This is a genomic window from Desulfogranum mediterraneum DSM 13871 (genome assembly GCF_000429965.1).
Lineage (GTDB): Bacteria > Desulfobacterota > Desulfobulbia > Desulfobulbales > Desulfobulbaceae > Desulfogranum > Desulfogranum mediterraneum.
The window spans coordinates 103,847-130,124 of the sequence record NZ_AUCW01000004.1; the positions used below are offsets into that span (position 1 = coordinate 103,847).

19 protein-coding genes are annotated in these 26,278 nt (G+C 58.1%); 11 read left to right on the forward strand and 8 right to left on the reverse strand.

Translation table 11 applies throughout. The features are described 5' to 3' along the window. Positions 1 to 40: 40 nt before the first annotated feature. The 4 genes from G494_RS0102010 to G494_RS0102025 form a co-directional block, all read right to left on the reverse strand. A complete protein-coding gene (locus G494_RS0102010) occupies positions 41 to 703 on the reverse strand; it encodes a Crp/Fnr family transcriptional regulator (RefSeq protein ID WP_028583187.1) in 663 nt (220 codons plus the stop codon). Between the two features lie 276 nt (positions 704 to 979). After that, positions 980 to 1,417, reverse strand: coding sequence for a single-stranded DNA-binding protein (locus tag G494_RS0102015; protein ID WP_035245166.1), 438 nt, complete (start codon positions 1,415 to 1,417; stop codon positions 980 to 982). Positions 1,418 to 1,585: 168 nt separating this feature from the next. Further along, a complete protein-coding gene (locus G494_RS0102020) occupies positions 1,586 to 2,710 on the reverse strand; it encodes an SPL family radical SAM protein (RefSeq protein ID WP_028583189.1) in 1,125 nt (374 codons plus the stop codon). Between the two features lie 14 nt (positions 2,711 to 2,724). Continuing rightward, positions 2,725 to 3,552 (reverse strand): glycosyltransferase family 2 protein, encoded by an 828-nt coding sequence (locus tag G494_RS0102025; RefSeq protein ID WP_232362462.1) that lies wholly within the window; start codon positions 3,550 to 3,552, stop codon positions 2,725 to 2,727. Positions 3,553 to 3,982: 430 nt separating this feature from the next. Here G494_RS0102025 and G494_RS0102030 point away from each other — a divergent pair, with 430 nt between their 5' ends. The 5 genes from G494_RS0102030 to G494_RS0102050 are packed head-to-tail and all read left to right on the forward strand — an operon-like array spanning position 3,983 to position 10,608. After that, positions 3,983 to 5,500: an Rne/Rng family ribonuclease gene (locus G494_RS0102030; RefSeq protein WP_028583191.1), complete on the forward strand. Its 1,518-nt coding sequence runs from the start codon at positions 3,983 to 3,985 to the stop codon at positions 5,498 to 5,500. Between the two features lie 56 nt (positions 5,501 to 5,556). Beyond that, positions 5,557 to 6,948, forward strand: a complete 1,392-nt coding sequence (locus tag G494_RS0102035; RefSeq protein WP_028583192.1) for a M23 family metallopeptidase — start codon at positions 5,557 to 5,559, stop codon at positions 6,946 to 6,948. A gap of 44 nt (positions 6,949 to 6,992) precedes the next feature. Further along, positions 6,993 to 8,432, forward strand: a complete 1,440-nt coding sequence (locus G494_RS21455) for an LptF/LptG family permease (RefSeq protein ID WP_051305261.1) — start codon at positions 6,993 to 6,995, stop codon at positions 8,430 to 8,432. Further along, positions 8,429 to 9,334, forward strand: coding sequence for a lysylphosphatidylglycerol synthase transmembrane domain-containing protein (locus G494_RS21460; protein ID WP_051305262.1), 906 nt, complete (start codon positions 8,429 to 8,431; stop codon positions 9,332 to 9,334). Before G494_RS21455 ends, G494_RS21460 begins: the two co-directional genes overlap by 4 nt. Positions 9,335 to 9,372: 38 nt before the next feature. Next, positions 9,373 to 10,608, forward strand: a complete 1,236-nt coding sequence (locus G494_RS0102050; RefSeq protein WP_028583193.1) for a glycosyltransferase family 9 protein — start codon at positions 9,373 to 9,375, stop codon at positions 10,606 to 10,608. A 231-nt stretch (positions 10,609 to 10,839) separates the two neighbouring features. On the opposite strand, the gene G494_RS0102055 is transcribed toward G494_RS0102050, so the two are convergent. Then, on the reverse strand, positions 10,840 to 11,484 hold the full coding sequence (locus G494_RS0102055; RefSeq protein ID WP_028583194.1) for an OmpA family protein: 645 nt from the start codon (positions 11,482 to 11,484) through the stop codon (positions 10,840 to 10,842). Between the two features lie 1,053 nt (positions 11,485 to 12,537). Here G494_RS0102055 and G494_RS0102065 point away from each other — a divergent pair. The 5 genes from G494_RS0102065 (at position 12,538) to G494_RS21470 (ending at position 18,139) form a co-directional block, all read left to right on the forward strand. Next, complete coding sequence (locus G494_RS0102065; protein WP_028583196.1) at positions 12,538 to 13,662, forward strand: hydrogenase small subunit; 1,125 nt, start codon at positions 12,538 to 12,540, stop codon at positions 13,660 to 13,662. Next, complete coding sequence (gene hybA / locus G494_RS21465; protein WP_035245169.1) at positions 13,643 to 14,641, forward strand: hydrogenase 2 operon protein HybA; 999 nt, start codon at positions 13,643 to 13,645, stop codon at positions 14,639 to 14,641. Before G494_RS0102065 ends, hybA begins: the two co-directional genes overlap by 20 nt. Beyond that, complete coding sequence (gene hybB, locus G494_RS0102075) at positions 14,634 to 15,785, forward strand: Ni/Fe-hydrogenase cytochrome b subunit (RefSeq protein WP_028583197.1); 1,152 nt, start codon at positions 14,634 to 14,636, stop codon at positions 15,783 to 15,785. The genes hybA and hybB overlap by 8 nt, the downstream gene beginning before the upstream one ends. 12 nt (positions 15,786 to 15,797) lie before the next feature. Beyond that, complete coding sequence (locus tag G494_RS0102080) at positions 15,798 to 17,498, forward strand: nickel-dependent hydrogenase large subunit (protein ID WP_028583198.1); 1,701 nt, start codon at positions 15,798 to 15,800, stop codon at positions 17,496 to 17,498. Between the two features lie 104 nt (positions 17,499 to 17,602). Beyond that, positions 17,603 to 18,139: a HyaD/HybD family hydrogenase maturation endopeptidase gene (locus G494_RS21470; protein ID WP_035245242.1), complete on the forward strand. Its 537-nt coding sequence runs from the start codon at positions 17,603 to 17,605 to the stop codon at positions 18,137 to 18,139. Between the two features lie 229 nt (positions 18,140 to 18,368). On the opposite strand, the gene G494_RS0102090 is transcribed toward G494_RS21470, so the two are convergent. The 3 genes from G494_RS0102090 to G494_RS21480 form a co-directional block, all read right to left on the reverse strand. Continuing rightward, positions 18,369 to 19,706 (reverse strand): diguanylate cyclase, encoded by a 1,338-nt coding sequence (locus tag G494_RS0102090; protein ID WP_028583199.1) that lies wholly within the window; start codon positions 19,704 to 19,706, stop codon positions 18,369 to 18,371. After that, positions 19,703 to 22,006, reverse strand: a complete 2,304-nt coding sequence (locus tag G494_RS21475; protein WP_161629922.1) for an ATP-binding protein — start codon at positions 22,004 to 22,006, stop codon at positions 19,703 to 19,705. Before G494_RS21475 ends, G494_RS0102090 begins: the two co-directional genes overlap by 4 nt. Before the next feature lie 92 nt (positions 22,007 to 22,098). Continuing rightward, positions 22,099 to 23,586, reverse strand: coding sequence for an extracellular solute-binding protein (locus G494_RS21480; protein ID WP_084456287.1), 1,488 nt, complete (start codon positions 23,584 to 23,586; stop codon positions 22,099 to 22,101). Positions 23,587 to 23,940: 354 nt separating this feature from the next. On the opposite strand from G494_RS21480, the gene G494_RS24990 reads away from it, so the two are divergent. Next, the gene (locus G494_RS24990) at positions 23,941 to 25,998 is read left to right on the forward strand and encodes an aminotransferase class I/II-fold pyridoxal phosphate-dependent enzyme (protein WP_051305267.1); all 2,058 of its coding nucleotides are present in this window, start codon (positions 23,941 to 23,943) and stop codon (positions 25,996 to 25,998) included. Positions 25,999 to 26,278 lie beyond the last annotated feature (280 nt).

Sequence of the window (26,278 nt, forward strand, 5' to 3'; positions counted from 1 at the left end):
GCCGGCTGACAGTTGCTGCTTTTTTTTTGGGGGCAAGCCCCTACCCGCACTCCCCTTCGCCATAGCGCTGCTCCAGACCCTCGATATCCGGGATCAGGTAGCTGCCCCGGCCCTGGCGGCTGAGCAGGCCGGAACGGATCAGGCTGTTGAGTTGGGTGGAGACGGTCTGCCTGCTGGCTCCCACCAACCGGGCCAACTGCTCGACGCTGAGGTCGAGTTCGATCAGCAGCCCCTCAGGGGTCGGGCGCCCGTGCCGCCTGGCCTCGCTGACCAGGAGGGCCACCAACCGACAGTTGGCATCGTGGAAGACCAGGCCGTTGATGATGCCGAACGAGGACTTGAGGATGTTGCCCAGAACCCGGATCATGGCCTTGGCCACCTCGGGATCCCCCGTCATCTCGCGGCGAAAGGTTCGGACATCGACCACCATCAACTCGCAGGCCTCCAGCGCCTCGACAAAGGTACCGGTATGGGTGGAGTAGATATCGCCCCGATCGAGGATGGCCAGGTTGAACTCCTTGTCGTCGAAGCCGAGAAAGACCCGCACCCGGCCGGACTTGACGATAAAGATCAGATTCTCCTGGTCATCGGGTTGGCAGACAAAACTCCTCTTCGGATAGGACCTGGTGGTGAAGACGGCGAGAAAGGAACTGAATTCCGGTTGTTGGAGATGATCCAAGAGGTTTTCTTCAAAAAATTTCATCGATCAACCACCTCTTTTGATAAAACTAGACAGGATGACTCAGGAATGCCCGCAGGGGCGGCAGAACGATGGGCAGGAAAAGCGGGGACACTCAGCCGGGGGAAAGTATATACAGGGCGTGGCCGAGGGACCATTCTGCCAGCGGAACTTGGCTCAGCTTTTCCTGAGCAGACGAAACTGCGTACTCCGAGCAGGGAGCGAGCCGGAGAGCGTAGGGAACGCCTGCTTCCGCCCCGCCCGGAGGCAGGGGGAAGCAGGCCAAAGAGAGAAAGGAACCTAAAAGGGAACGTCGTCTCCCATGGGAGGCGGCTCCTGCATGGAGCCATAGCCACTGCTGTCGCCGTAACCGCCACCGGCGCCTGCTCCGCCTGCTCCACCGGCTCCGCCCCCACGCGGGGTCAGCATCTTCATCTCCCGGGCGACAATCTCGGTGGTATACCGGTCATTCCCGTTCTGATCCTGCCACTTGCGGGTCTGCAGCTTACCCTCGATATAGACCCTGGAGCCCTTGGAGAGGTATTCACCACAGATCTCCGCCAAACGCTGCCAGGCCACGATGCGGTGCCACTCGGTCTGCTCCTGCATCTGGCCGTCCTGACCCTTCCAGCGCTCGGTGGTGGCGATGTTGAAGCTGGCCACTGCCGCCCCGTTCTGGGTGTAGCGGATTTCAGGATCTGCGCCCAGATTCCCGATTAAAATTACCTTATTGATCATGTATACACCTGTAGTTGATATTCAAAAAAAATCATACGCAGTACCCCCAACCTTGAATACGCTGACCGGGTATGCGTCCTGCCTCGGGCTGCGTTTCAGGCCACCCTTTGGTGATCATCAGAAAAATGATACATACAAAAATACGCAGCAAAAATCACAAAAAAGAGTTTACCCGGACCAGCCAACCGAGCGATCAAGCATGGCCGGGAGCCCGCCGACATCGCCGGGCACAAAGCCAAAGACCTCCTGCCAGATCTCTTCACTCTCCATGCAGAAATAGATACAGGTCTGCTCTGCACTGTATTTTTTGAGCTCATCCAGGATAAAGCGGTACATGGCCACCCGCTGGGGCCGAAAATAACGGTACTTGTTATCCAGGCCATTGATGAACTCCTCATAGAAGAAGCTGGAAAAGGGAAAGCGCTCGGTGGCGATCTTTTTCAGGGCAGGCAGATAACGGAGCGCGCCCATGCTGATCCAGGCAATCTTCTCGGCCGGGACCGTGGCAAAGAGCTTTGCAATGGTCTCCCGGTAGCCCTGCTGCCAGTTGTGATGATAGATAATCGGATCAAAGTGAAAGGCCAGGCGATAGCCCCACTGGGCCACCTGGGCCGCGGCCTCCAGCCGCTCCTCCAGACTGGCGGTGCGCAGTTCCTCCCTGGCCATGATCGGGGTGGAGTTGAGCGACCAGGCCACCACGGTCCGACCATTATGGTCCAGGCCCCGGAGATTATCGATCACCGCACACTTGGTCTTGAGTTCAAGTACCGCATTGGGCTTGTCGCGCATATAGTTGATCAGGTGAGGGCTGAAACCGGTCAGGGAGTCGATGGCCAGGCTGTCGGTGAATTCACCGGTACCTATCCGGAAAAACTGATCCTGCTCCTTAAGCAGCACCCGATCCAGGTCTGCAACCAGGTCATCCACATTGACAAAAAAGCTCAGCCAGGGATTGTTGAGGTAGGCCTGGAGGATGCAGTAGACACAGTCCATGGGGCAGTTCATGCCGATATTGAGGACCTGATAATCGCAGCAGGTATATTCCCTGGTTCCGGGGCAGGGTTTGAAGATCACCCCCCGGTTGCGACAGAGCAAGAGGTGACGCTTGCCCTGATCCAGATTTGCCGGATAGTCGCCCTCAATCGCCGGCAGTTGACCGGGTTTAAGATAGCTCACCGGCAGTTTGGTCCGTTGGATGATCTCCCGGGTATAGGGGTGATCACGGCAGTCTTCGGCAACATGGAGCTGACGGATAAATCGGGCCGGATCACCGTAGGAAGAGGTTCTGTTCACGTCATATATCCTATTCAATATGCCTGGGCAAGGGCCAGGTAGTCCTGCCCCTGCTGCAAACGACCATGCTTGAGACAGCCGTTCCCGTAAATACGGCACTTCCGTGCCAGTTCGGCTTTCGCCAGCTCATACTGATCAGAATCCAGCCGACCGCCCTCCAACAGCTTGCAGAGGGCATGGATACGATAGACATCCATGCCCAGTCGATGGATCGCCGAAAGCTGATCAGGGCGACCGCCATCTTTGAAAATCAAGGGCTCTCCTACCAGCAAAAAGGGAATTTGGCAAGCCATCCGCAGCCAGAGGTCATAATCTTCACAGCAGATCAGATCCCGGTCAAAGCAGCCGAAGCGCTCGAGTCCGCCCTTTCTGATCATCACCGTGGACATCCCCACCACGCACATCCGCAGACTCTGCGCAAAGATGTCGCCATGGGGCGGGTCATGCTTTTTCTTCTGGTTAACCCGTTTCCCCCGCCGATACCAGACCTCACGGGTGTGGGAAATCTGATATCCGGGCTCGGCCTCCATGGCCTGGTACTGGCGGGCCAGCTTTGCCGGGTGCCACCAGTCATCGGAGTCCAAGAAACAGAGCAGGGGAAAGCGGCTGGCCTGGATGCCGGTATTGCGGGCAGCAGCAGCCCCCTGGTTCTCCTGGTGATGATAGTGCAACGGGATGTCGCTGCTCCGGGCCAAGGCTGCCACCAGCTCTGCGGTCTGGTCGGTGGAGCCGTCATCGACGACAATGACCTCGCCCGGCGGCAACTGCTGGCAGAGGATAGACTCCAGGGCGCGCCTGAGCAGCGGGGCCCGGTTATAGGTGGGAACGATGACAGATATCAAAATAATCTCAAGGTGGGTTATCTTTTCTCTGGATAGGCCCTGCTTCAGGGAGTTCAGGGAGGGTTCAAAGGGGAGAAAAGCTGCTCACCACTTCCATGGAGCGTTTCCCCTTTAAGCCACGCGGCATTCGCTGCCGGGACGGCCAGGCTCGGCCCGAGCCTGGCCCCAAGAGGGGCTTCCAGGACAGGGCGCAGCTAAGGAGTTCTTGAAACAACACTCTTTTTAATGAACCTTGGCCAACTTTTCCGGTGTGGAGTTCCCTGCGGTGTAGTATACTATCTGGTTGACTGCTTCCTGCCGACAGGGCGAAGGGCACGGAAACGGTCGGTAGCTCCCTTCCCGACCGCTTGTACAGGCTCGGGGCCTCCTTCTGGGGCCACACGTATCTTCTGCCACAGTATATTTCCTTCCGACCCGGGTCACAACCTTTATGTACACAGACATCCTGATCAATGCCACCTCCTATGAAAACCGCATTGCCCTGGTGGAAAACGGCACCCTGCGGGAATTCCATCTTGAACGGCTCTCGGAACGAGGGCTGATCGGCAACATCTATCTGGGCCGGGTGGTCCGGGTACTCCCGGGTATTGATGCGGCCTTTGTCGATATCGGCCTGGAACGGACCGGTTTTCTCTACGTTGATGATGTCATCGATCCGAACAAGGCAACCCCGAACCTCTCTGCCAGCGGCGCATCCTCCCCTGAGATGAACCAGGCCGCTGCCGCCGCTCCTCCCGAAAAGAACATCTCAATCAGTGACCTGCTCAGGGAGAATCAACAGGTCCTGGTCCAGATCGCCAAGGAGCCCATCGGCACCAAGGGGGCCCGCCTGACCTGCAACATCACCCTGCCCTGTCGCAACCTGGTCTTCATGCCGCTGACCGACCATATCGGCATCTCCCGCAAGATCGAAGACGAGCTGGTCCGCCAACAGCTCCGCGACAAGATCAGGCAGCTGCGTCCCTCGGGCGCCGGCTTCATCATCCGCACCGTGGCGGAAAACATCTCCAGCGATGAACTGGAGGCGGATATGGAGTTTCTTCTCCTGCTCTGGGACGAGATCCTCTCCAAATCGAAGAAGGCGACCGTGCCCAACCTGATCTACAAGGATCTGGATATCATCCTCCGGGCGGTGCGTGATTTTTTCACCGAGAGCATCAACGAGCTGGTCGTCGACAACCGCGATGTCTACAACCAGCTCTTGGCCTATGCCAAGACCTTTGCCCCCCAGCTCCAGCGGAAGATCAATTTCTATGATTCCGACACCCCGCTCTTTGAGTCGTGCGGCATAGAGGTGGATATCAACTCAGCCCTGGACAAGAAGGTCTGGCTCCGTTCCGGCGGCTATATCATCATCGAGCCCACCGAGGCCCTGACCGTGATCGACGTCAATACCGGCAGGTACGTGGGCAAGAATGACCTGGCAGAGACCATCTTCAAGACCAACATGGAGGCGGTCAAGGAGATCGCCTACCAGTTGCGGTTGCGCAACATCGGCGGGATCATCATCATCGACTTCATCGACATGGAGGATGAACAGGACCGCGAGGACCTCTATACGACCTTTAAAAAGGCGATGGAGGACGACAAGAGCAGGGTCAACATCCTCAAGCTCTCGGAATTCGGCCTGGTCCAGATGACCAGGAAACGACTCTCCGAGAGCCTCACCCAGACCATGTGTACGCCCTGCCACTACTGCGGCGGAGACGGCTTTGTCAAATCCAGCCGCACGGTCTGCTATGAAATATTCCGTAAAGTCAGCCGCGATGCCCGCAAGATAGGCGGCTCGGGCGCCACCCTGAAGGTTCATCCCGATGTGGCGGAGATGCTGCTCAACGAAGAGGCCCATCAGGTGGAAGAATTGGAACAGAGCACCGGAAAACGGTTTACCATTATCTCGGTTCCTGATATGCATATCAAACGCTATAATATAATCTGGAACCAGTAGCACACAGCCTCTACTCCGCCAGACACCACACCGACCAACCCAACCGACAGAATACCATGGCCAGAAAAAACCGACGTCGCACTGTCTCCAGCTCCCAGAAAGGTGGATTTTTCCGAAAATTCTTCCTCACCATCTTCTTTTTGATGGTGGCGGCAGCAGCCGTTTCCGGCTTCATCCTCTTTGAGACCAGTCCGCCAAATTTAAGCCTGGGCAAGCAGCTCCACTTTCTAGGCGGCAATGTCGAGTTACCGATAACGGTTAGCGATCAGCAGAGCGGTATCCGCTCCATCGAAGTCACCCTGGAACAGGGGGACCAACGCAGCCAGCTCTTCAACCGCTCCTTCCAGCGTCAGGCCTGGTTCACGGATGCCGGCCCCAAGAGCGTCTCCGAGACCCTGCTGATCGACACCAACAAGGCCCGACTCAAGGACGGCGAGGCCGCCCTGGTCATCCGGGTCCGCGACTTTTCCCTCAACGGCATGCTCAAGGGCAACGAGACCAGCCAGAACATTGCGGTGATCATCGATTCCAAGCCGCCCAGGGTATCGGTCAACCATGCCCAACAGTATATCCGGCCGGGCGGCTCCGGCATTATCCTCTACACCCTGTCCGAGCCGGTGGAGCGTCACGGGGTGCAGATCGATGAACACTTTTTCCGCGGCTTTCCCCTGGGCCAGAGCGGCAAGCAGTTTATCGCCTATATCGCCCTGCCCTGGGACAGTCCCGAGCCCAACCAGAGCAAGGTGATCGCCGTGGACGAGGCCGGCAATGAGGGCAAGGCGGTTTTTACCATGCGCTACAAGCCGATCCCTGAAAAGAAGGACCGGATCAACGTCAGCAACGGCTTTTTGAAAAACAAGATGCCCCAGATCGCAGAGCACTATCCGGAGATGAGCGGCAACCTGGTGGAGAGATACCTCTATATCAACAACACCATTCGCCAAAAGAACGCCGAGACCATCAAAGCGATCTGCCAAACCAGCGAACCCGAGCGGCTGTGGAGCGGTCGTTTCGGCCGGATGGCCGGAGCCAGAAAGGCAGACTTTGCCGATCAGCGCACCTACTTTTACCAGGGACAGCCCATCGACCACCAGACCCACCTGGGGATCGATCTGGCCTCCACGGCCCGGGCCGAGGTCCGGGCCGCCAACCGCGGCAAGGTGGTTTTTGCCGACTACCTGGGGATCTACGGCTACATGATCATCCTGGACCATGGCCAGGGGGTCTTCAGCCTCTACTCCCATCTCAGTCGTCTCGAGACCAGCGTGGGCAGCCTGGTGGAGAAGGACCAGTATATGGGGAACACCGGGGCCACCGGCATGGCCGGCGGGGATCACCTCCACTTCTCCATGCTGATCCAGGGGATCTTTGTCACCCCCATCGAATGGTGGGACCGCCACTGGATTGAGGTCAACATTGATGCCTTTATCGGCAACAACCAATCCTAAACCCAGAGCCTGCTGCTCCAGCCCTTCTCTACAAAGACCCACGCATGAGACTACCGCGTCTGCCCCTGCTCCTCTACAGCTATATTGCCGCCGAGCTGCTGGCCCCGTTTTTTGCCAGTTTCATCATCCTCTACTCGGTCTTCTTTCTGGTCCGGCTGATCCCCCTATTGGAGGTGGTGCTGGAGTTGCGGATCGGCTTTGCCGATTTTGTCCGCCTCTCCAGCTATATCTTTCCCCACATGCTGCTCTACGTCATCCCCATGGCCAGCATGACCGGGGTGATCATCGGCTTTACCCGGCTGACCAATGACCGGGAGATTCTGGCCCTCAAGGCCTGCGGCATCAGCCTGCGCAAGATGCTGCCGCCGGTCATCCTCATCGCCGCAGCCATCGCCATCCTGACCGGCTTCTTCTCGGTCCGCCTGATACCTGCTGGAGAGCAGGGGGTCAAACGATTGATGTTCCAACTGGCCAAGGAGAAGATCGACAAGGGCCTCAAGGAGAAGAAATTCACCGAAGCCCTGGGCGACCTGGTGGTCTATGTCAACGACATCGATGAGCAGGACAACTGGGAGGGGGTCTATGTCTCGGACATGCGCAACCGCCAGCAGCCCATCATTACGGTGGCCAAGAGCGGCCGGATGCATGCGGCCGTGGAGAAGATGGTGGTCACCATTGTCCTCAACGACGGTACCCTCCACAGTGCGGAGGGTGCGGACAATCAGGTGGTCCGTTTTCAACGCTACCAGTTGGAGATCCCCCTGCGCCCACCCACCCGGATCGACGGGGATGACGTCACCCAGATCGGCAAGGGCGCCATGAGCCAGCAGCAGCTGCTGGAGACCGCCGCCCTCTACGGTCCGGACTCCAAGAAGGGACGGGTCTACCTTAGCGAGTATCATCATCGGCTGGTCCTGCCGGTGGGCTGTTTCATCCTCAGCCTGCTGGGCCTGCCCCTGGGACTGCAGGCGGGACCCGGCCGTCGAGCCGCCGGCATTCCCCTGGGGCTAGGCTTTTTTGTCTTCTACTATGTGGCCTTTACCACCGGCAGGGTCCTCAGCGAGGACATGGTCCTGCCCCTGGTCTTTGGGATGTGGCTGCCCAACCTGCTCTTTGCCCTGCTGACCGTCTATGTCTTCTACCGGGTTGACCGGGAAAAGCCCCTGCTCTCGGAACGGGTACAGCGCCTGATCGGCAAGGGCTACCATGGAGTGTTCCAACCGCTGCTCACCAGAGCGCTTAAAGGATTGCGTTCACTCCTGATGCAGCTGCCCCTTGGACGACGACGGGAACGGGATCCTGAACCGCAGGCGGCCAGGCACCTCCACGCCAATCCGGCCACCCTGCTCTATCACCTGCCCCAGTGCGAGGAGTACGACTGTTCTCTCTGCACCATTGAATTCATCTCTCCGGAAATAGCCGATCAGGCGGGCTTCAGCCCCTGCCCCTTCTGTGCACAGCTGTTGGAAAAAACCGATCAGTGAAATTTTTAAGCAAAGCAATCATTACCATCCTGCTCTTTGTCCTGATCTTCCGTGCCATCGACCTGAAGGCCACCATGGAGGCGGCCTCGACCATTACCCTGCCCACCCTGCTGGCGGCCCTCATGCTCCAGCTGGGCAGCAACGCGGTGGCCAGTCTGCGCTGGTCCATTATCATGGAAAAGCTGGGTTTCAGCCAACCCTTCTCCTTTTACCTGAAGAGTTATTTCAAGGGGGCCTTCTTCAACCAGGGGCTGCCCACCAGTATCGGTGGTGACGGCCTGCGCATCCTGGATGCAGCCCGGGTGGCGCGCTCAAAGGAAAAGGCGATCTTCGGGGTCTTTATCGATCGGATCATCGGCCTGGGCGGCCTGCTGCTGCTCAACATCCTGGCCCTGCTGCAGAACTTCAGCCTCTTGCCCGGCCAGCTCTACCAGGGACTGCTGCTGCTCATCGCCCTCTCCCTGGCAGGGCTGCTCAGCCTCTTTTTTCTCCACCGGATCCCTCAACTCGACAGGATTCCTTTCAGCAGATACCTGCTCAACCTCTCCCGTCGCTATGCCGAGGTCTACTCCTCGCCCGGCGCCATTGCCCTCCAGATCGGACTCAGCGTCCTCACCCACCTGCTGGCCATGACCGCCTTCTTTCTCCTGGGCAACGGCGTGGGCATGCACTACCCCCTGCAGGTCTATCTGGCCCTGGTACCTCCGGTGATCCTGCTCACCATCCTGCCCGTCTCCCTGGCCGGCTGGGGCATCCGCGAAGGCGCCATGGTGGGTTTCTTCCTCCTGATCGGTGCAGACAAGGCCACAGTGCTCTCCTTCTCCATCCTCTACGGCCTGCTGGCCCTGGTCTCTTCCCTGCCCGGACTTGTTATCTTTCTTTCCCAGGATCAACGGATCTAAGCATGCATCCTGTTGTCCTCTGCTCTTAGGAATTGTCCATGAACATTGATACCATGCGCACCATCGACCGCTGGGGTGGCATCCCGCTGACCTTTGTCCTCACCCTGCTGGTCAGGCTGTGCGAGCGTCTCCGTCCCCCGCGGCAAGAACGGCCCCAACGCATCCTCTTTATCGAACTCTCGGAGATGGGCTCCACCATCCTGGTCAACCCGGCCCTGGAAAAGGCCAGGGACCGCTTCAAGGCAGAGCTCTTTTTCGTGATCTTTGCCAAAAACAGGGCCAGCCTGGATCTGCTCCGCACCATCCCCGAGGCCAACATCTTCACCATCCGGGAAGAGAATCTCTTGACCCTGGCCACGGATACCCTCCGCTTCCTGCTCTGGACCCGGAGAAAGGGCATCGACACCGTGGTGGACCTGGAGCTGTTCTCCCGCTTCACCGCCCTGCTGAGCGGCGCCTGCGGAGCCGGCAACCGGGTCGGATTTTACAGCTTTCACAACGAGGGGCTCTACCGGGGCGACCTGCTCAGCCACAAGGTGGCCTACAACCCGCATATCCACATTGCTAAAAATTTCATTGCCCTGATCAATGCCCTCCTGGCAGAGCCGGGAGAGGTGCCCCACTCCAAGAGCCTGATCAGCGATGGCGAGATCCGCCTGCCCCAGGTAAACCCTGGTCCCGACGAACTGGAGGCCATCCGCGCCCTGATCAGGGCCAGGTATCCCGACTACACCCCGGAGCAGCACCGCTTGGTCCTGATCAACCCCAATGCCAGCGAGCTGCTCCCCCAGAGGCGCTGGATGCCGGAGCGCTACCAGCAGCTAGTCGAACACATTCTGGAGCAGTACCAGGATGTCCTGGTACTGCTCACCGGAGCCGGCTCCGAGGCAGCAGAGGCGGCGGCAATGTCTACCAGGGTGGGCTCCAGACGTTGCCTCAACTTTGCAGGCGCCACCTCCCTGGGCCAGCTGCCCGCCCTCTACACCCTTGCCAGCCTGATGGTCACCAATGACTCAGGTCCAGGCCACTTCTCGGCCATCACCCCTCTGGCCACACTGGTTCTTTTTGGCCCGGAGACCCCGGCACTCTACGGTTCCCTGGGCAACTCGACCCCCATCTTTGCAGGACTGGCCTGCTCCCCCTGCGTCAGTGCGGCCAACCACCGCAAGACCCCATGCAGCGATAACCGTTGCCTCCAGGCCATCACCGTGGACCAGGTCTTTCAGCTGGTCCGGGAGAGGCTGTCGCCCGCCGGCAGCCTGGCAAGGGGCTGACCTGCCCGGCAGGGCCTTAAAAAGAGCTGGCAAAGGGAGAGAAAACCGGAAAGACGGTCCACCGAACCAGCATGAAGGACTGACAGGAGGACTGGCAGGGGGAGAGGCAGAGGCAGACAGAGAAGACAGGGGCAGGAAGAGGAAAAATCGCTCCAGGGGCCAGCGTCCTGCCAGCCCTTTGCGAGGACAGGAGGGAGGACAGGACGCTGGCCGGCAACCAGGGGCAGCCGCCTATCCCAGGGGAATGATGACCATCTCCACCCTGCGATTCATGGCATGACTCGACGAGATCGGCCTGCTCTCACCATAGCCCACGGCAATGATCCGTGCCGGCGCAACCCCCTGTTGCACCAGACCATTCTTGACAGCCTCGGCCCGACGCCTGGAAAGTTGCTGATTGTACTGCTCAGAGCCGGTGCTATCGGTATGGCCGCCCACCTCAATCTGGGTCTGGGGATACTTATTGAGCACCGAGGCCACCCGGGCGACCTCATTTTGACCGCCGGGCAGGAGCCGGGCAGAGTCATGGGCAAAGAAGGTCTCACCCTTGAAGGTGGCAATCAGTACATCCTGGCTGCGACGGATACTGGCAGCCTCAGAGCGGGCCATCACACTGCGCAGCTCCTGCTCCTGCCGGTCCATATAGAGTCCCATCTGGTTACCGGCAGCTCCACCCACCAGGGCGCCGACAGAGGCACCGATCAGGGTGGAATCGGTATTTTTGCCAATGGCCTGGCCAAGGATGGCGCCCACCCCGGCACCGACCCCGGCACCGATGGCGGTGCCCTGCTTCTGGTTGGTATCAAGACCTGCACAGGCGGTGAGCATTGCAGCGAGCGCCGAACCGGCAAGAAAATGTTGCACAATGGTACGCATAGGGTGTTCCTTTTCATCTATCTGGATCAGGTTCATCTTTGCTTTTCTAAAAAGCCCTCTTACTCTCTGCCAACATAGGAAAGAAGCGCCTTTCTGTCCACTTTTAGTTGAGCTACCACGACCTCCTTCCCAGGGCCGATCTCGACTGCAACCGAGTCAGCCAGCAGACCGCCCTCCCTCCTGCCGGACCTTGGCCGGCTCTGCCCCGTTCTTCCCTCTCCCTGCCCCTCGAGTCGCTCAAGCAGCTTCCAGGGCGCACTCCCACACCCTCCTGCCCACCCTCATCTCCTGAACATCCAGGCGGTGATCATTAGGCCTGCAGCCCACAGCCGGAAAAGCTCGTGGCCCCGCCTCATCACCTTCTCCTAAACGACCTAAACCACTTAAACCACGTAAACCACGTAATCGATGTAACCGACTCAAATGAGCTGAACGTTCTCCCCCTGGCCCTTGCCTTCCCGTCCCTGCGGCCCTGACCGCGCCTGAGAAAAGCCCCTGCCCCCAGCTCGAATAAGTATAAATGATAGTTTGCATAAAAAAAATAATGTGCATGATGTGCAAAGTGTGTTATGCAATCTAACGCACCATCCAGGGGAAAGGGCTCCCCAGCCACCGCGTCGCCAGCCCCTGCCTGCTGCGCCAAGGGCAACCGGCAGGAACAATTTCATTTCAGGGTATCGTTGAATGATGAACGACAAATCAAGGAGCTTAATCCTGGCAGCCTCCCTGGCATTCTTCCTCTTGTCTGCTGGCTGCACCCCTGAAAAAGAGTGTAGTCTCCTCCTGGACACACGATGCCTGCACTGTCACAACCTGGATATAACTTGTGCAAAAATTGGTCAAACTAACAAACAGTGGCTAGGAATCTTAGATGCGATGATCAGGTTGCAGGCAGACCTGTCAGAGAAAGAGCGCACAATGCTTGCCCAATGCCTCAGTGCACCATCCCGGGACATTGCCATGCGCTGTGAGTGATTTTGCGAATAAACTTTAGGCGGCATCGGCTGCATCTCCGAAACCGGTAACCAAGAGACAAGAGAGAAGAGAGAAGGAATGAAGCAAAAAAACTTTAATCGAATCCAACCAAGATTAGGCGGTGTCTCCCGCAGGGACTTTATGAAATTCTGCTCCGGGATAGCCGCCAGCATGGCCGTGCCGGCAGCGCTGGTCCCGGATATCGCCCAGGCCGTGACCAGCCCCCAACGGCCACCGGTGATCTGGCTCCATGGCTCCGAGTGCACCGGTTGCAGCATGTCCCTGCTCCGATCCGAGCATCCCTCCCTGGAAAAACTGATCTTTGAACTGATCTCCCTGGATTTTCACGAGACCGTCTCAGCCGGTGCCGGCCACCAGGCCGAGGCCGCCCTCCACCACGCCATAGAAGAGAACTACGGCAAGTTCATCCTGGTGATCGAGGGTGCCATCCCCTTAAGGGATGGCGGCATCTACTGCCAGGTGGGGGGAAAAAACTTTGTGGACACGGTCCGGGAGATCGGGCCCAAGGCCGGAGCCATCATCGCCGTCGGCTCCTGTGCCTCCTGGGGCGGGGTGGCGGCCATGGATCCCAACCCCACCCAGTGCGTCGGGGTTCAGCAGGTCCTGGGCGACTCCCAGGTCGTCTCCATCCCCGGCTGCCCCCCCAACCCCTACAACCTCCTCTCCACCATCATCCACTTCCTCACCTTCAACAAGATGCCCGCCCTGGACGGCAAGAATCGCCCCAAGTTTGCCTACGGACGCCTGATCCATGAACACTGTGAGCGCAGGCCCCACTTTGATAACGGCCGCTTCGCCCGCCAATTCGGCGACGAGGGCCACCGTCAGGGCTACTGCCTCTACTACCTGGGCTGCAAGGGACCGGTGACCTACGCCAACTGCTCCACCAGCCAGTTCGGCGATGCAGGTTCAGGTTGCTGGCCCGTGGCCACCGGCCATCCATGTTTTGGCTGCGCCCAGGAGGGGGTGGGCTTTCATCTGCCCCAGTTCTCCACCAGTCCAGTACTCCATGCCACCCCGGCGGCCTCCCATGCCCCCATCACCGTGGAACGGGGCCAGGGCGCCTCTCCAGGGTCAGCCGCCCTGATGGCCGGACTGGGAGGGGCGGCCCTGGGAGCAGGGGCCGTGTTCACCGCAAAGCTTGGAAGCAAAGGAACGGACCATGAAGATGAAAAGGCGTGATTTTCTCAAAGGCGCGGCAGGCAGCCTGGCCCTGCTGACCCTGGACGGCAAGGTGGTGGATGCCAGGAGCGTGGAGGCCCTGCCGCCCCATGCCCTGGGAATTCTCTACGACTCCACCCTCTGCGTGGGCTGCAACGCCTGCATGGCGGCCTGCAAGGAGGCCAACCAGATGGTGCCGGAAGCCAGCAATGGTCAAAAACTCTGGGACAATCCCCGGGACCTCTCGGCCCAGACCCTCAACATCATCAAGAAGTACAGCAGCGGCAGCGGGATCCACAAGGATCAGGACCAGGACGGCTATGCCTTTATCAAGCGCCAGTGCCTCCACTGTGTCGACCCCTCCTGCGTCACCGCCTGCCCGGTATCGGCCCTGACCAAGGACAAGGAGACCGGTATCGTGGGCTACAACAGGGATGCCTGCATCGGCTGCCGCTACTGTCAGGTGGCCTGCCCCTACAATATCCCCAAGTTTGAATGGGATGACCCCTATCCGGAGATCGTCAAGTGCCAACTCTGTTCCCACCTGGTGGCAAAGGGTGGTATCTCTGCCTGCTGCTCGGTCTGCCCCACCGGGGCCTCCCTGTTCGGCCCGGTGGCCGAACTGCTGGAGGAGACCAGACGACGGCTGCAGATGAAGCCGGGCAGGCAGTACGACTTCCCGGTCTCCTCCATCGACTCGGGCAAGAGCCATCGCTTCAAGGCCCCCCGCTACATCCGCCAGGTTTACGGCAGGGAGGAGCTCGGCGGCACCCAGGTGATGTATATGTCGGCCGTGCCCTTTGAACGCTTCGGCCTGCCCAGCTTTCCCAAGGAGTCCTTTGTCTCCATGGCCAGCGGTATCCAGTACGCCATCTACAAGGGGATGGTCTACCCACTGGTGGTCCTTGCCGGCCTGGTCTTTATGGTCAAGAAAAACAAGAACAGTGAAGAGGCGGACGAGAACACCCCTCCAACCGACCAAGGAGCACACCATGAGTGATCACGCCAAACCCCTGGGCGGCAGGATATGCACCCCCACCTTTCTGATCTGCCTGCTGGTGGTGGGGATCGCCCTCTACTTTGCCGGCAAACGGTTCCTCTACGGCATCGGCTCTGTCACCAACATGAACGACGGTTTTCCCTGGGGCCTGTGGATCGCCTATGACGTGGTGGTGGGCACCGCCTTTGCCTGCGGCGGCTATGTGATGGCCCTGATGGTCTACATCCTCAACCGGGGCGAGTTCCACCCCCTGGTGCGCCCTGCGCTGCTGGCCTCCATGTTCGGCTACACCCTGGCCGGGATCTCGGTCTTTCTCGATATCGGCCGCTACCTCAACGTCTACAACCTCTATCTGCCCTGGCAGATGAACTTCCACTCGGTGATGTTTGAGGTGGCCATGTGTATCGGCACCTATATCTTTGTCCTCTGGCTGGAGTTCACCCCGGCCTTCGTGGAACGGTGGCAGCTGAAGAACTTTGAAAAGCGGCTTAATCGGGTGATCTTCGCCCTGATCGCCCTGGGGGTGCTCCTGCCCACCATGCACCAGTCCTCCCTGGGCACCATGATGCTGATGGCCGGCTACAAGCTCTCCCCGCTCTGGCACACCTCCACCCTGCCCCTGCTCTTTCTTCTGACCGCCCTGTTCATGGGCTTTGCCATGGTGGTCTTTGAGGCCACCATCTCCTCCCGGGTCTACCGCCTGGGGGACGAGACCTCCATCCTGGCTCAGATCGGCAGGATCATGTCCTGGATCCTGGCCATTTACCTCCTGATCCGTTTCCAGAACATCTTCATGCGCGGTGAGATGGGCACCGCCTTTTCCGGCAGCTTCCTGGGCAACATGTTTCTCCTGGAAAACCTGATGCTCCTGATCGGCCTGTTCCTGCTGGCCTCGGCCCGCTACCGCACCAACCCCAGGCTGCTCTTTATCGCGGCCCTGGCCGTACTCATCGGCGGTTCCCTGTTCCGGTTCAATACCTATATCATCGGCTTTGATCCCGGTACGGGCTGGAAATACTTCCCCTCGGTGGGGGAACAGATGATCACCTACGGGTTGATCGCCTTTGAGATCGCTGCCTACACCCTCTTTGTCAAAGTTTTTCCTGTGTTCAGCGCCTCCCATGCCGCTGACGCCAATCAGTAAGGAGATAGTCCCATGTCAAAACAAATCGTCATCGATCCCATCACCAGAATTGAAGGCCACCTCCGGATCGAGTGCGCAGTGGAAAACGGCCAGGTCCAGGACGCCCGCTCCATCGGCACCATGTGGCGGGGGATTGAGACCATCCTCAAGGGCAAGGACCCCAGGGAGGCCTGGCTGATTGTCCAGCGGATCTGCGGGGTCTGCACCACGGTCCATGCCATGGCCTCGGTACGGGCCGTGGAAAACGCCCTGGACCTGGAGATCCCCCTCAATGCCCAGTATATCCGTAACATGATCGTCGGCGCCCACTGTCTGGCCGATAATATCATCCACTTCTACATCCTCTCTGCCGTGGACTGGGTGGACATCGCCTCGGCCGCCCTCAAGGCCGATCCCAGGAGCGCCGCTGCCCTGGCCCAGAAACTCTCCCCCTGGAAGGATAACAGTGCCCAGGAATTTAAAGAGACCCAGGATAAGCTCAAAAAACTGATCGAATCCGGTCAACTGGGTCCCTTTGCCAGCGGCTACTGGGGTCATCCGGCCATGCAGCTGGACCCGGACGTCAACCTGATCGCCGCGGTCCACTACTTCCAGGCCCTGGAATACCAGCGCAAGATCAACAAGGTGGTGACCATTCTCGGCTCCAAGACCCCCCACATCCAGAACCTGGCCGTGGGCGGGGTGGCCAATCCCATCAACCTGGACAGCCCGGCCACCCTGACCATGGAACGGCTCTACTATATCAAGACCCTGATCGACGAGATCCAGGACTTTGTCCAACAGGTCTATTTGGTGGATGTGGCCACCATCGGGGCCATGTATCCTGAGTGGTGCTCCTACGGCAAGGGGAACGGCAACTATCTCTCGGTGCCGGAGATGCCCACAGACGGCAAGGGGATGCGCTTTGCCATGCCCGGCGGTTATATCAAGGGCGGCGACCTGAGCAGCTTCAGGCCCATCTCCACCTCCCAGGATCCCTATTTCAGCGACAACGTCAAGGAGAGCGTCAAGCACTCCTACTATGCAGGGGACTGGACCAGGCACCCCTACGTGGAGGAGACCGAGCCCCAGTTCAACGACAAGGGAGGCGACAAGTACTCCTGGGTCAAGTCCCCCTCCTTTCTCAACGAGCCGGCAGAGGTGGGGCCGGTGGCCAGCGTCCTGGCCATGAACGCGGCCAGGCATGCGCCCACCATCAGACACAGCCGCTGGATGCTGGAGAAGATGGCCGCCATCAGCGGCAACCGACAGGAACTGGATATCCTGCCCTCCACCATGGGACGCCATATCGCCCGCTCCATTCGAGCGGCCGTGGTCCAGGAGTCGCTGGCCGAACAGTGGCAGGGGCTGATCACCAACATCAGCTCCGGTGACTACACCACCTTCAACCCTCCCCATTTCCCGGAAGGAGAACAGCGGGGTGTGGGGATCCACGAGGCGCCACGGGGCACCCTCTCCCACTGGATCGTGATTGAAAACGGCAAGATCCGCAACTACCAGGCCGTGGTCCCCTCCACCTGGCTGGCCTGCCCAAGGGGGACCAACGACGAGCCTGGCTACTATGAGCGCTGCCTGGTGGGCAACCCGGTGGCTGATCCGGAAAAACCCCTGGAGATCCTGCGCACCATCCACTCCTTTGATCCCTGCATGGCCTGTGCGGTTCACCTCCTCACACCCGAGGGCGGTCCACTCTCCACCATCAAGGTGATGTGAATCCCTATACCAGTCACCCGGCCACCAGCCCTGCCAGCCCGCCCCAAGAGGCACTGGCAGGGCTGCCTGCTCCCCCAACCCATGAAGAGTCTATGAGTACCTCTATGAGTACCCAACCTGAACAGACCATCGGCATCCTCGGCATCGGCAACATCCTGCTCAACGACGAGGGCTTCGGGGTCCACTGTGTCCAGCAGCTGGAGGCAGCCTATCAGACCCCTGAACAGCTGTTGATCTTTGACGGCGGCACGGCCGGCATCCTGCTGGCCCCCTTTATCGAGGAGTGTGATCAGCTGATCGTGATCGATGTGGTCAACCTGGATGACGAGCCAGGTGCGGTCCACTGCTTCACCGACCGGGAGGTCCGGGCCGGCGAGATCCAGACCAGGATGTCGCCCCACCAGATCGGCATGCTGGAGATCCTTGATATCTGCAGGATCCGGGGCAAGGTCCCGGAAAAGGTGGAATTCATCACCGTGGTGCCCCAGGATCTGGAGACCGGCATGGAGCTCTCTCCCCTGCTCCAGGATCGACTCAGGACAGTGATCGGGATGGTCCGGGAGCGACTCAGCCGGGCCGGGCTGCAGTTGAGGCCCAAGCCGGAACACGCAGATTCCAGCCAGGGGCACGCAGCCGCTTGAGCATCTCCTCCCTGGGCTGGGACCCCTCCATACAGGTGGGGTCCCAACCCAAGCTCGAGCGCAGAGAGAGGAAAAAACCCCGCAGAGCCAGGGTCAGAAGTTCAGGGATTTCTTTGAGGATGATGCCGAGATTGGCGGAGAAGCTTCTGGGGACAGCCACTGACCGAGGGGCCGGCAACAGGACCGGGAGAGAGAGGAAAGTTGAGGCAAGCGTCTTGGGGAAATGCCGTTACCGCTCTTTTTTCATCCTCTCCTTACAGGCATACATCAGGGCGTCGGCCCTGGAGAGCAGTTCATCAAAGGTGGCAGGCGCCAGGGGATCGTAACGTGCGACCCCGATACTGATGGAGAGCTCGTAGCCTGCCTTGGAATGATTTCTTGCGCCCACCTTGTCGTAGAATCTTCTGCAGATGGTCTCCTCATTGTACTCATTGTTGTTATCCTGGAGAAGCACTGCAAATTCGTCTCCTCCCATGCGGCCGATGACATCGGATTGGCGAAAGGTATCCTGCAGGAGTCGAGCCGTCTCGACAAGGAGTTCATCCCCGGCCTGATGACCAAAGGTGTCGTTGGTCCATTTCATATTATTCAGATCTGCATAGAGCAGATAGAGGGAACAGTGCTGTCTTGCCGAGATCTGGAGATACTTTTCCGTTAACAGAAAAAAGCCCCGACGATTGTAGAGACCAGTGAGTTCATCGGTAATGGCCCTCTTCCTGAGGTGTTCTTCCAGGAGTTTTCGCTCCGAAATATCGAGTGAATACTCTATCAGCTGAATGACCTTGCCCTCTTTGGAGAGTATGGGCGAGGCATGGACCTCCACCCAGCTTTGCTGCCCCCTGCTATTCCCATGGATATGCTCGCAGATAACCGCCTGACCAGTCGCCCGGACCTCTTCAAGGGGGCAGGGATGAGCAGAGCCTTCGCAGGGTTTATCGCTTAAGTGATAGATTTCATAGCAGGTTTTCCCCTGCCACTGGCCCTCTGCCGCAGCCCTGGTATTGGCCAGTACGACCTCGTAATTTTCAGCATTGATCACATAGAAGGGATGTGGGAGTGCATCTATCACGGTGCGGAGGAAATCCCTGTGTTGACGAAGGTCTTCTTCGATCTTGAGTCGTTGCGCTACCTCCTCTTGGAGCAAACGATTTTTCTCTTCCAGGTCGTTACGCAGCCGCTTAATGGTCAGATGAGCATTGATCCGCGCCCAGACCTCATCCAGCTGGATTGGTTTGGTCAGGTAGTCGACCCCGCCCGACTCAAAGGCCTTGAGGACGTCATCGAGACCGGTGAGAGCAGTCATGAAGATGATGGGAATGTCCCCTGTCTGCCGATCATTTTTGAGCTGCCTGCAGGTGTCGAAGCCGTCCATACCCGGCATCATCACATCGAGAAGAATAAGATCAGGAGAGACATACTTGGCCCTGGCAATGCCGTTTTGCCCGTTCTCTGCCACCACCACTTCGATCTTATTCTTTTCCAGGTAGTCGACCAAGAGCGCCAGGTTGGCGGGTTGATCATCGATTATGAGGACGATACCCCTGGTATCTGCTTGGCTTGTCGTCATTGGAGCTCTTCTCGTAGATGCTGTCTGATGAGGGCGATAATGTTCTCCTCCTGATAACTCCCGGCAAGTTCTGTCAAACGATGAGCAAAGGCGCTGTATCGGGAATCCTCCTGAACAAGGCTCCGGGCCCAGTCACGGATCTTTCGCATGTTGCCGTACAGGGCAAGCCGGTAGACCTCAGCGAGTCGCTCTTCATCCGGGATGGCCATCCTCCTGTCACCCTCAGCTCCCGGAGCAGGATCTTGGAGATATTTCCATTTAAGCTCAAGGGATTCGCCGATCAGCTCTAAAAGGTCTTGAAGATGAAAGGGTTTTTCAAGAAAGAGGCTACAACCTGCCGCCAGACCGCGTTCCTTGTCCCCCTGATCGACATGGGCGGAAAGGGCAATGATGGGGAGAGCCTGACAACCGGGAAGTGTACGGATCTTTCTCGCCGCTTCCTGACCGTCCATTCCGGGCATGACCATATCAAGGAGAATGAGATCAGGTCTGTTTTGAGCTACGACCCGAATCGCGTCCTGACCGTTACTGGCCTCGACCAGCCGGAACTTCAGGGGGGCAAGCAGGTCCACCAGAAGGGCGCGGTTGGAACCACAGTCATCCACCAGGAGTATCTCCCGGGTGGGGCCGTGATAGCCGGCGATGTTACTCTGGTGGCAGACCACCTCGGGCTCTATCTCGATGGAGGTGACGGCAAGATCAAACCAGAAGGTACTGCCCTGGCCAGGATTGCTTGCAAGGTGTATCCTGCTCTCCATCTCCTGGATAAGCCGTTGACTGATCGCCAGGCCCAGGCCGGTCCCCTTGCCCTTCTCCCCTAAACCACCCACCTGCTCAAAGGCGGTAAATATTGCTTCCTGAGACTCTTCCGGGATACCGATGCCGGTATCTGCAATCTCGAAGCGAAGGGTATAGTGATGGGGTGCCTGCCTGCGGTGAGCGATGACGCATACGCTGAAGGAGACCTCTCCCTCATGGGTGAACTTGACGGCATTGCCCAACAGGTTAAAGAGTACCTGCCGAAGTCGCTGCTCATCGGCCACGATGCCCCCTGGCAGCTCACTGTCAAAGGTGCAGTTGAGCTCAATGCCTTTTGGAGTGGCACAGACACCAATCATGTTCACAATACTCCAGAGGAAGTTGTGAAGCGGGATGGTTGAGGGTACCAGCTCCAGACGGCTGGCCTCGATCTTGGCCATATCCAGAATGTCGGAGATCAGGGTGAGCAGATGCGAGCCGCTTTTGTGGATGGTAAGGATCTGCTCTCTCTGCTGGTGGCTGAGACTGCTCTCCTCTTGAAGAACTTGAGCAAAGCCAAGGATTGCATTCAGTGGTGTTCGCAACTCATGACTCATGTTGGAGAGAAAACTGCTTTTTGCCTGGTTGGCGAAGACGGCCTCGTTTCTGGCCTTGATCAGTTCCCTGGCCTGGTCTTCGAGTTCGCGGGTCCTTTCCGCCAGCTCCCGGGTCCGCCCCTCTACCCTCTCTTCAAGTTTCTCCTGAGCCCTCTTCAGCATCGACTCCCGATGCGTGATCTTGTCCTGCATGACATTGAAGACCGAGGCCAGGTCGGCAAGCTCATCCTTACCCTCCACCGGAAGCGGATCGCCAAGCTTGTTCTCGGCAAGGAGCAGGGCTGCATTGCTGAGTCCGCCAATACGACGGGACATTGATTTGGCAAGGAAAAAGGCAAAAAGGATCCCGGCGGTTATACTCACAAAGGCCATCAGCAGAAAGGTATGACGCATGGTTGTCAGGGTCAGGATAGAGCGTTGAAACTGTTCACTTCCCTCGGATTGCACCCTGACGGAAATCTGCTGGAGCTGCTGGGAGAAGATCTGAAAACGGGGACTGGATGAGTAGGTTGAGATCCTGGTTATCTCTTGCCTATTCATGGCCTGCCCGGCAAGCAGGATGATACGGTCGAGATCCAGGCGGTAGGCCTGCCAGCTGCTCAGTAATCTGGAGGCATGTTCTCTGTCGCCAAAAAATTCGTTGGTGCTGAAGCTGTTGAGCTCCGCCTCAAAGGCGTCTGAGACCTCGCCGAGTTGCTCCAGGATGCCGCTGACGGCATAGAAATCATTGAGCTGATTGAGTTCCGACTCCATGACCCGGATCTGATTGGCCTGAAAGAGGAGGAGATTGGTCTTGGCAAGGATTTCCAGCTGCGAGGAGACGGTATCTTGAAGCACACCGGTGGTTGCCTCAATGGTATGATTGGCCAAAGCAAAGATTATGATCACGATGGAGCCAATGGCTCCGAAGCCGGTGATGAGCTGAGAGAAAATTCCGTATTTCATCTTGGTGAAGGGTTGCATCGATAGAGTGAACGAGTGGCTCCCATCAGGGGCGAGGGGGTGAAGATGACGGTCGAGGTGCTAATCTGGTACCCCTAGTTGAGCCTGGACAGACCGGATTGCGAAGGCCTGTATTTCCGTTTAAAGCTCTTCCAGAAGCTGATCTGTTCGCTTCGGCCATGTCTTTGGGTAATCTGCTCCCACTCCCGGGCCGTTCTTTTCATGGCCTCTTCCGGGCTCAGCTCTTTTTTTGCGGCACGCCAGATGTTTCTGTTCAGGGAGGCGATATATTCGCTGTCGCCTGGTAGCCCTGTGCCGGCCGGCACGGTGTGCTCGGCCTGGGCAAGAACCGTGTCCAGCGCCTGTTTGGTATAGAGCTGTTGAAGTGCTGGGTTTGAGAGGTGGTTATAACGAAAGGGGTCGGCCATGCCCCCAGTCACCATGACCGAGCGAGCCGAGATCTCCGGGTCAGAGAGCCACATGGCATAGAGGAAGGCGAGTTCCGGATGTTTGCTGTTCTTGGCAATAACGAGATTGTTGCCATAGATAAAGGAGGATTTTCGGACCAGCTGACCATCGACCAGATTGCCGGGCATGGGGGAGAGCATGAACTTGTCTTTGACCAGGGAGCGGTTGGTGTTGAGCACTTTTGCCGCAGACATGGTAAGGATAAGGGAAAAGCATTGACCATTTTTAAAGAAGGGCAGGGTGTAGCTGTAGTTGTTTCCCTCCTTCAAGACCTCCGGCGGCGAGTAGGGGACAGTTGCAACATACTGTTCTGTTGCCTGAATACCGGCCGGGGAATCGATCAGGGGGTGCATCTCATCGTCAAACAGGTACTGGACCGGATTCGCCTGACTTGCATAGCGAAGCATCCAGAACATCCAGCCGGTATGGAGATCCCGTTCTTCACAGCTGCCGTAGAGCTGATCTTCAGGAGAGTGGAAGAAGCGGAGCAGTTGCAGATAATCGGCCCAGGTCTGCGGAGGTGTCAACTCCTTATGGTACTGTTTCCGAAAGCATGCCTGCTGTTCGGGGTCGGTGAGCATATCTTTGCGTAAATAGAGAACCGCAATATCCCCGTCTGCGGGGATGGCGACGATCCTGCCGTCATATTCCGTCTGGGCATCAGGGTGGAGATACCCATCGCGCCTGTTGCTCGTAAAACGCATACCGTACTTGCGAACAAAGGGGGTAAGATCGAGGATAAGATCCTGGCTGACCAGGTCTGGATATTCCCGTTGCCGGGCTATGGTAAGATCGAAATCCCTGTTGTCTTGGAGGAACTTCAGTACAGGCATCTGGGGCATGACATTGGCGTCGATCAGGATACCGCTCTTTTGCTCCCACTCATTTTTTAAGGCAAAATCAGTTCCCCAATAGTTGCGGATATTGCCCTGTTTGACCACAATTTTGAGGGTGGTATTCTCCTCTATCCTGCCCTCTGCAATAAGCTGGCGGACGCCTCGAATGGCGCTTTCAGCCTGCTCCCCTGCCCTTAACCCGGGGGAAAGGCTGATGAGCTGGAAGAGAACGAAGAAAAGAAAAAAGAGAAGGGCGGACAATCTTTTTGAAGTGTACATTGCTGACAATGTCTATAAAATTTATGAGATTGACAAGGAATATTCTATTCAAAGACCCTAAAAAAAAGCTCTTCCGGAAGATCTGTGGGCAACAGGACCATTGCTGCCAGGATTTTCATGGGGCACACCCACAACGCTACCATGGAGCGTGATTAACAGCAAGTAAGCAAGTGGTAAATACAGGCCCAACCCGCTGCACCTGCAGGTGCCAGTGGCGAAGGAAATGAATTTGACCCTCAAACAGATGTCCACCTTTTGAAGGGGAATCGTCCTCATAGAGGATAGTCACCGGCAGCTGGACAGAGAGCTACCCACAGATTCGTCGGTAGAGGCAAAAAAGCCAATACAGCCCCCGTGGAAGAGCTGTTCCGGGCCAATCTGCAGTTGATGCTGAAGAAAAAAGGCCTGGAAGACAAGGCCTCCATCACCATGAATATAATAGAGCTACCCTCCATGAACATTCTGCCCAAGCCCCCTCCTTCCCAGCAGTTCGAGCTCTCTCCCATTAAGGCCATGGAGCTGGCCGCCTCCCGTCTGCCCGACGTGGTCTCCCTGGCCCAGGGCATTCCGAGCTTTCGGACTCCGGAACGCGTCATCCGCTTTGCCCAGGAAAAGATTGCCGCCGGTCTCTGTGACAAATACTCCCTGACCACCGGACTCACCGAATTACGGGAGGAGATCGCCCTGGCTCTGCAGGCAGAGGGGCTCTCCTATGACCCGGAGGGTGAGATCCTGGTGACGGCGGGTTCCATCGAGGGTATTACTGCCACCCTCCTGGCCTTTACCTCCCCTGGCGATGAGGTGCTGCTGCCCAGCCCCTCCTATGCCTCCTATCTGGGGGCAATATCCATTGCCGGCTGCATACCTCGCTATGTGGAGCTGGATGAAGAGAACAATTTTGATTTTCATGTGGAGAAAATTAAGCAGGGGATCACCAAAAAGACAAAACTCCTACTCTACTGTAGTCCCAATAACCCGACCGGCACCCTCTTCTCCAGGCAAAAGACCGAGGAGTTGGTCCGGATCTGCCAGCAACATGACCTGACCATCCTGATCGACGAGGTCTATAAAGACTTCTATTATGTGGATGAACCGCACTTCTCTGCCGCCCAGATCCCCGAGGCCAGGGGGCGGATCATTCGCGCCTGTTCTTTTTCCAAGGCCTACGCAATGACCGGTTGGCGGGTCGGCTTTGTTCATGGCGATAAAGAGCGGATCAGCCGCATCGTCAAATTCCATGATGCCATGGTAACCTGCGCCCCTGTTCCCTCCCAATACGCCGCCATCGGGGCCCTGCGATACGGGGCCGATTTCCTGGAAGAGTTCCGACTCGAGTTCAAAAAACGGCGCGACTACTGTATCACCCGGCTGGATGGACTCTCCCAGGTCATGGATTACCAGCTTCCCAAGGCGACCTACTTTGTCTTTCCCCGGATAAAGGATATTGTCAGATATGCCGCTGACAGCCACCGCCTTGCCTACGATATCCTGGACAGGGTAAAGGTCGCCACCGTACCCGGCGTAGCCTTCGGTCCTTCCGGCGAGTCCCATCTCCGTATTAATTTCGGCAGGGAGATGGAGGATCTGAAAGAGGGTTTTGACAGGCTGGAAGATTATTTTTACCAACGCCATCCCAAGCAGCGGACGCAGACCGTCGCTCCTGCGGAGGGTGCGTCGCCGCCCCCCCGGGACCGAGGCGAGGCCTCGCTGCTGGGCCGAGGCGCACGCCTGCTGCTCTCGCATGCCTGTCGCCGCTATCTCCGGCGAAACCCGGTGCTGGTCATCGGCATTACCGGAATCAAGGGGAAAACCACGATCAAGCGGACCCTGGTCGAGTTGCTCGCTACCTGCAGACAGACCCGGGGGACCCAGCTCTCCTATAATACCGAAGTGGGCCTCCCGCTTTCCATCCTCCGCCTGAAGAATCCCAAGACCCTTGCTGAGAAACTTCGCTTTCCCCTCTCCCTGGTCGGCCAGGCCCTCCGGAACAGAGAGACAGCGGAAATACTGATCCTTGAATACGGGATTCGCTCGCTCAAGGACGCCGAGACCCTGCTGAAGATCGCTGCTCCGGACTGGCTCATCGTCAGTGGGGTGGAGGCTGATCCCCATTTGGATTACAGCGCCATCTGCGAAGGCATCAACCATATCGCCGCCTCACTGCCGCCCGAGAGGTTGCTCTGGATCGGAGACGACCCCTTTGTCAACACCATGACAGCCGTGCGCCAGTCCCCCCATATCATCCACGACCGGCAGTTATCAGGCGCTCGCCTCCACACCTCCTCCAACAGCTACTCCTGTACCAGGGAGGTCGTTGGCAGCCATGCTGCCCGGGCCCTGATCATCTCGGTGGTCATGGCTGAACTGCTCGACACGCCCCCAGAAACCATAGACCATTTCCTCCAATCCTAGAGGGGAGCGTACAAATTGGATTCTTGAATCAAACTCGTGGCGCACGATACATTTGAGGCCAGCCAGATGGTTGAGATGGGATGCTCAATCGATGAACGCGACCCCAGGAGTGGAAGAAAAGACAGTTTTGCAGTGTTGCCGTTTTGCAAGGAGCCCTAAAGCGATGACCAGGCAAATGCCTGCCCGGCTTGCTCCATGTTCATCCCGGTGGGAAATGTTACCAGGCTGGAGTTGATCCGGGGCAGAGAGGCTGAAGGGGAAAACAGCCTGCGAGCGCCCC

Excerpts from the sequence above, each read along its gene's own strand:
- G494_RS0102010 (WP_028583187.1), bottom strand. The coding sequence starts at position 703 with ATGAAATTTTTTGAAGAAAACCTCTTGGATCATCTCCAACAACCGGAA.
- G494_RS0102015 (WP_035245166.1), bottom strand. The coding sequence starts at position 1,417 with ATGATCAATAAGGTAATTTTAATCGGGAATCTGGGCGCAGATCCTGAA.
- G494_RS0102030 (WP_028583191.1), top strand. The coding sequence starts at position 3,983 with ATGTACACAGACATCCTGATCAATGCCACCTCCTATGAAAACCGCATT.
- G494_RS0102035 (WP_028583192.1), top strand. The coding sequence starts at position 5,557 with ATGGCCAGAAAAAACCGACGTCGCACTGTCTCCAGCTCCCAGAAAGGT.
- G494_RS21455 (WP_051305261.1), top strand. The coding sequence starts at position 6,993 with ATGAGACTACCGCGTCTGCCCCTGCTCCTCTACAGCTATATTGCCGCC.
- G494_RS0102050 (WP_028583193.1), top strand. The coding sequence starts at position 9,373 with ATGAACATTGATACCATGCGCACCATCGACCGCTGGGGTGGCATCCCG.
- G494_RS0102055 (WP_028583194.1), bottom strand. The coding sequence starts at position 11,484 with ATGCGTACCATTGTGCAACATTTTCTTGCCGGTTCGGCGCTCGCTGCA.
- G494_RS0102065 (WP_028583196.1), top strand. The coding sequence starts at position 12,538 with ATGAAGCAAAAAAACTTTAATCGAATCCAACCAAGATTAGGCGGTGTC.
- hybA (WP_035245169.1), top strand. The coding sequence starts at position 13,643 with ATGAAGATGAAAAGGCGTGATTTTCTCAAAGGCGCGGCAGGCAGCCTG.
- hybB (WP_028583197.1), top strand. The coding sequence starts at position 14,634 with ATGAGTGATCACGCCAAACCCCTGGGCGGCAGGATATGCACCCCCACC.
- G494_RS0102080 (WP_028583198.1), top strand. The coding sequence starts at position 15,798 with ATGTCAAAACAAATCGTCATCGATCCCATCACCAGAATTGAAGGCCAC.
- G494_RS21470 (WP_035245242.1), top strand. The coding sequence starts at position 17,603 with ATGAGTACCCAACCTGAACAGACCATCGGCATCCTCGGCATCGGCAAC.
- G494_RS0102090 (WP_028583199.1), bottom strand. The coding sequence starts at position 19,706 with ATGACGACAAGCCAAGCAGATACCAGGGGTATCGTCCTCATAATCGAT.
- G494_RS21475 (WP_161629922.1), bottom strand. The coding sequence starts at position 22,006 with ATGAAATACGGAATTTTCTCTCAGCTCATCACCGGCTTCGGAGCCATT.
- G494_RS21480 (WP_084456287.1), bottom strand. The coding sequence starts at position 23,586 with ATGTACACTTCAAAAAGATTGTCCGCCCTTCTCTTTTTTCTTTTCTTC.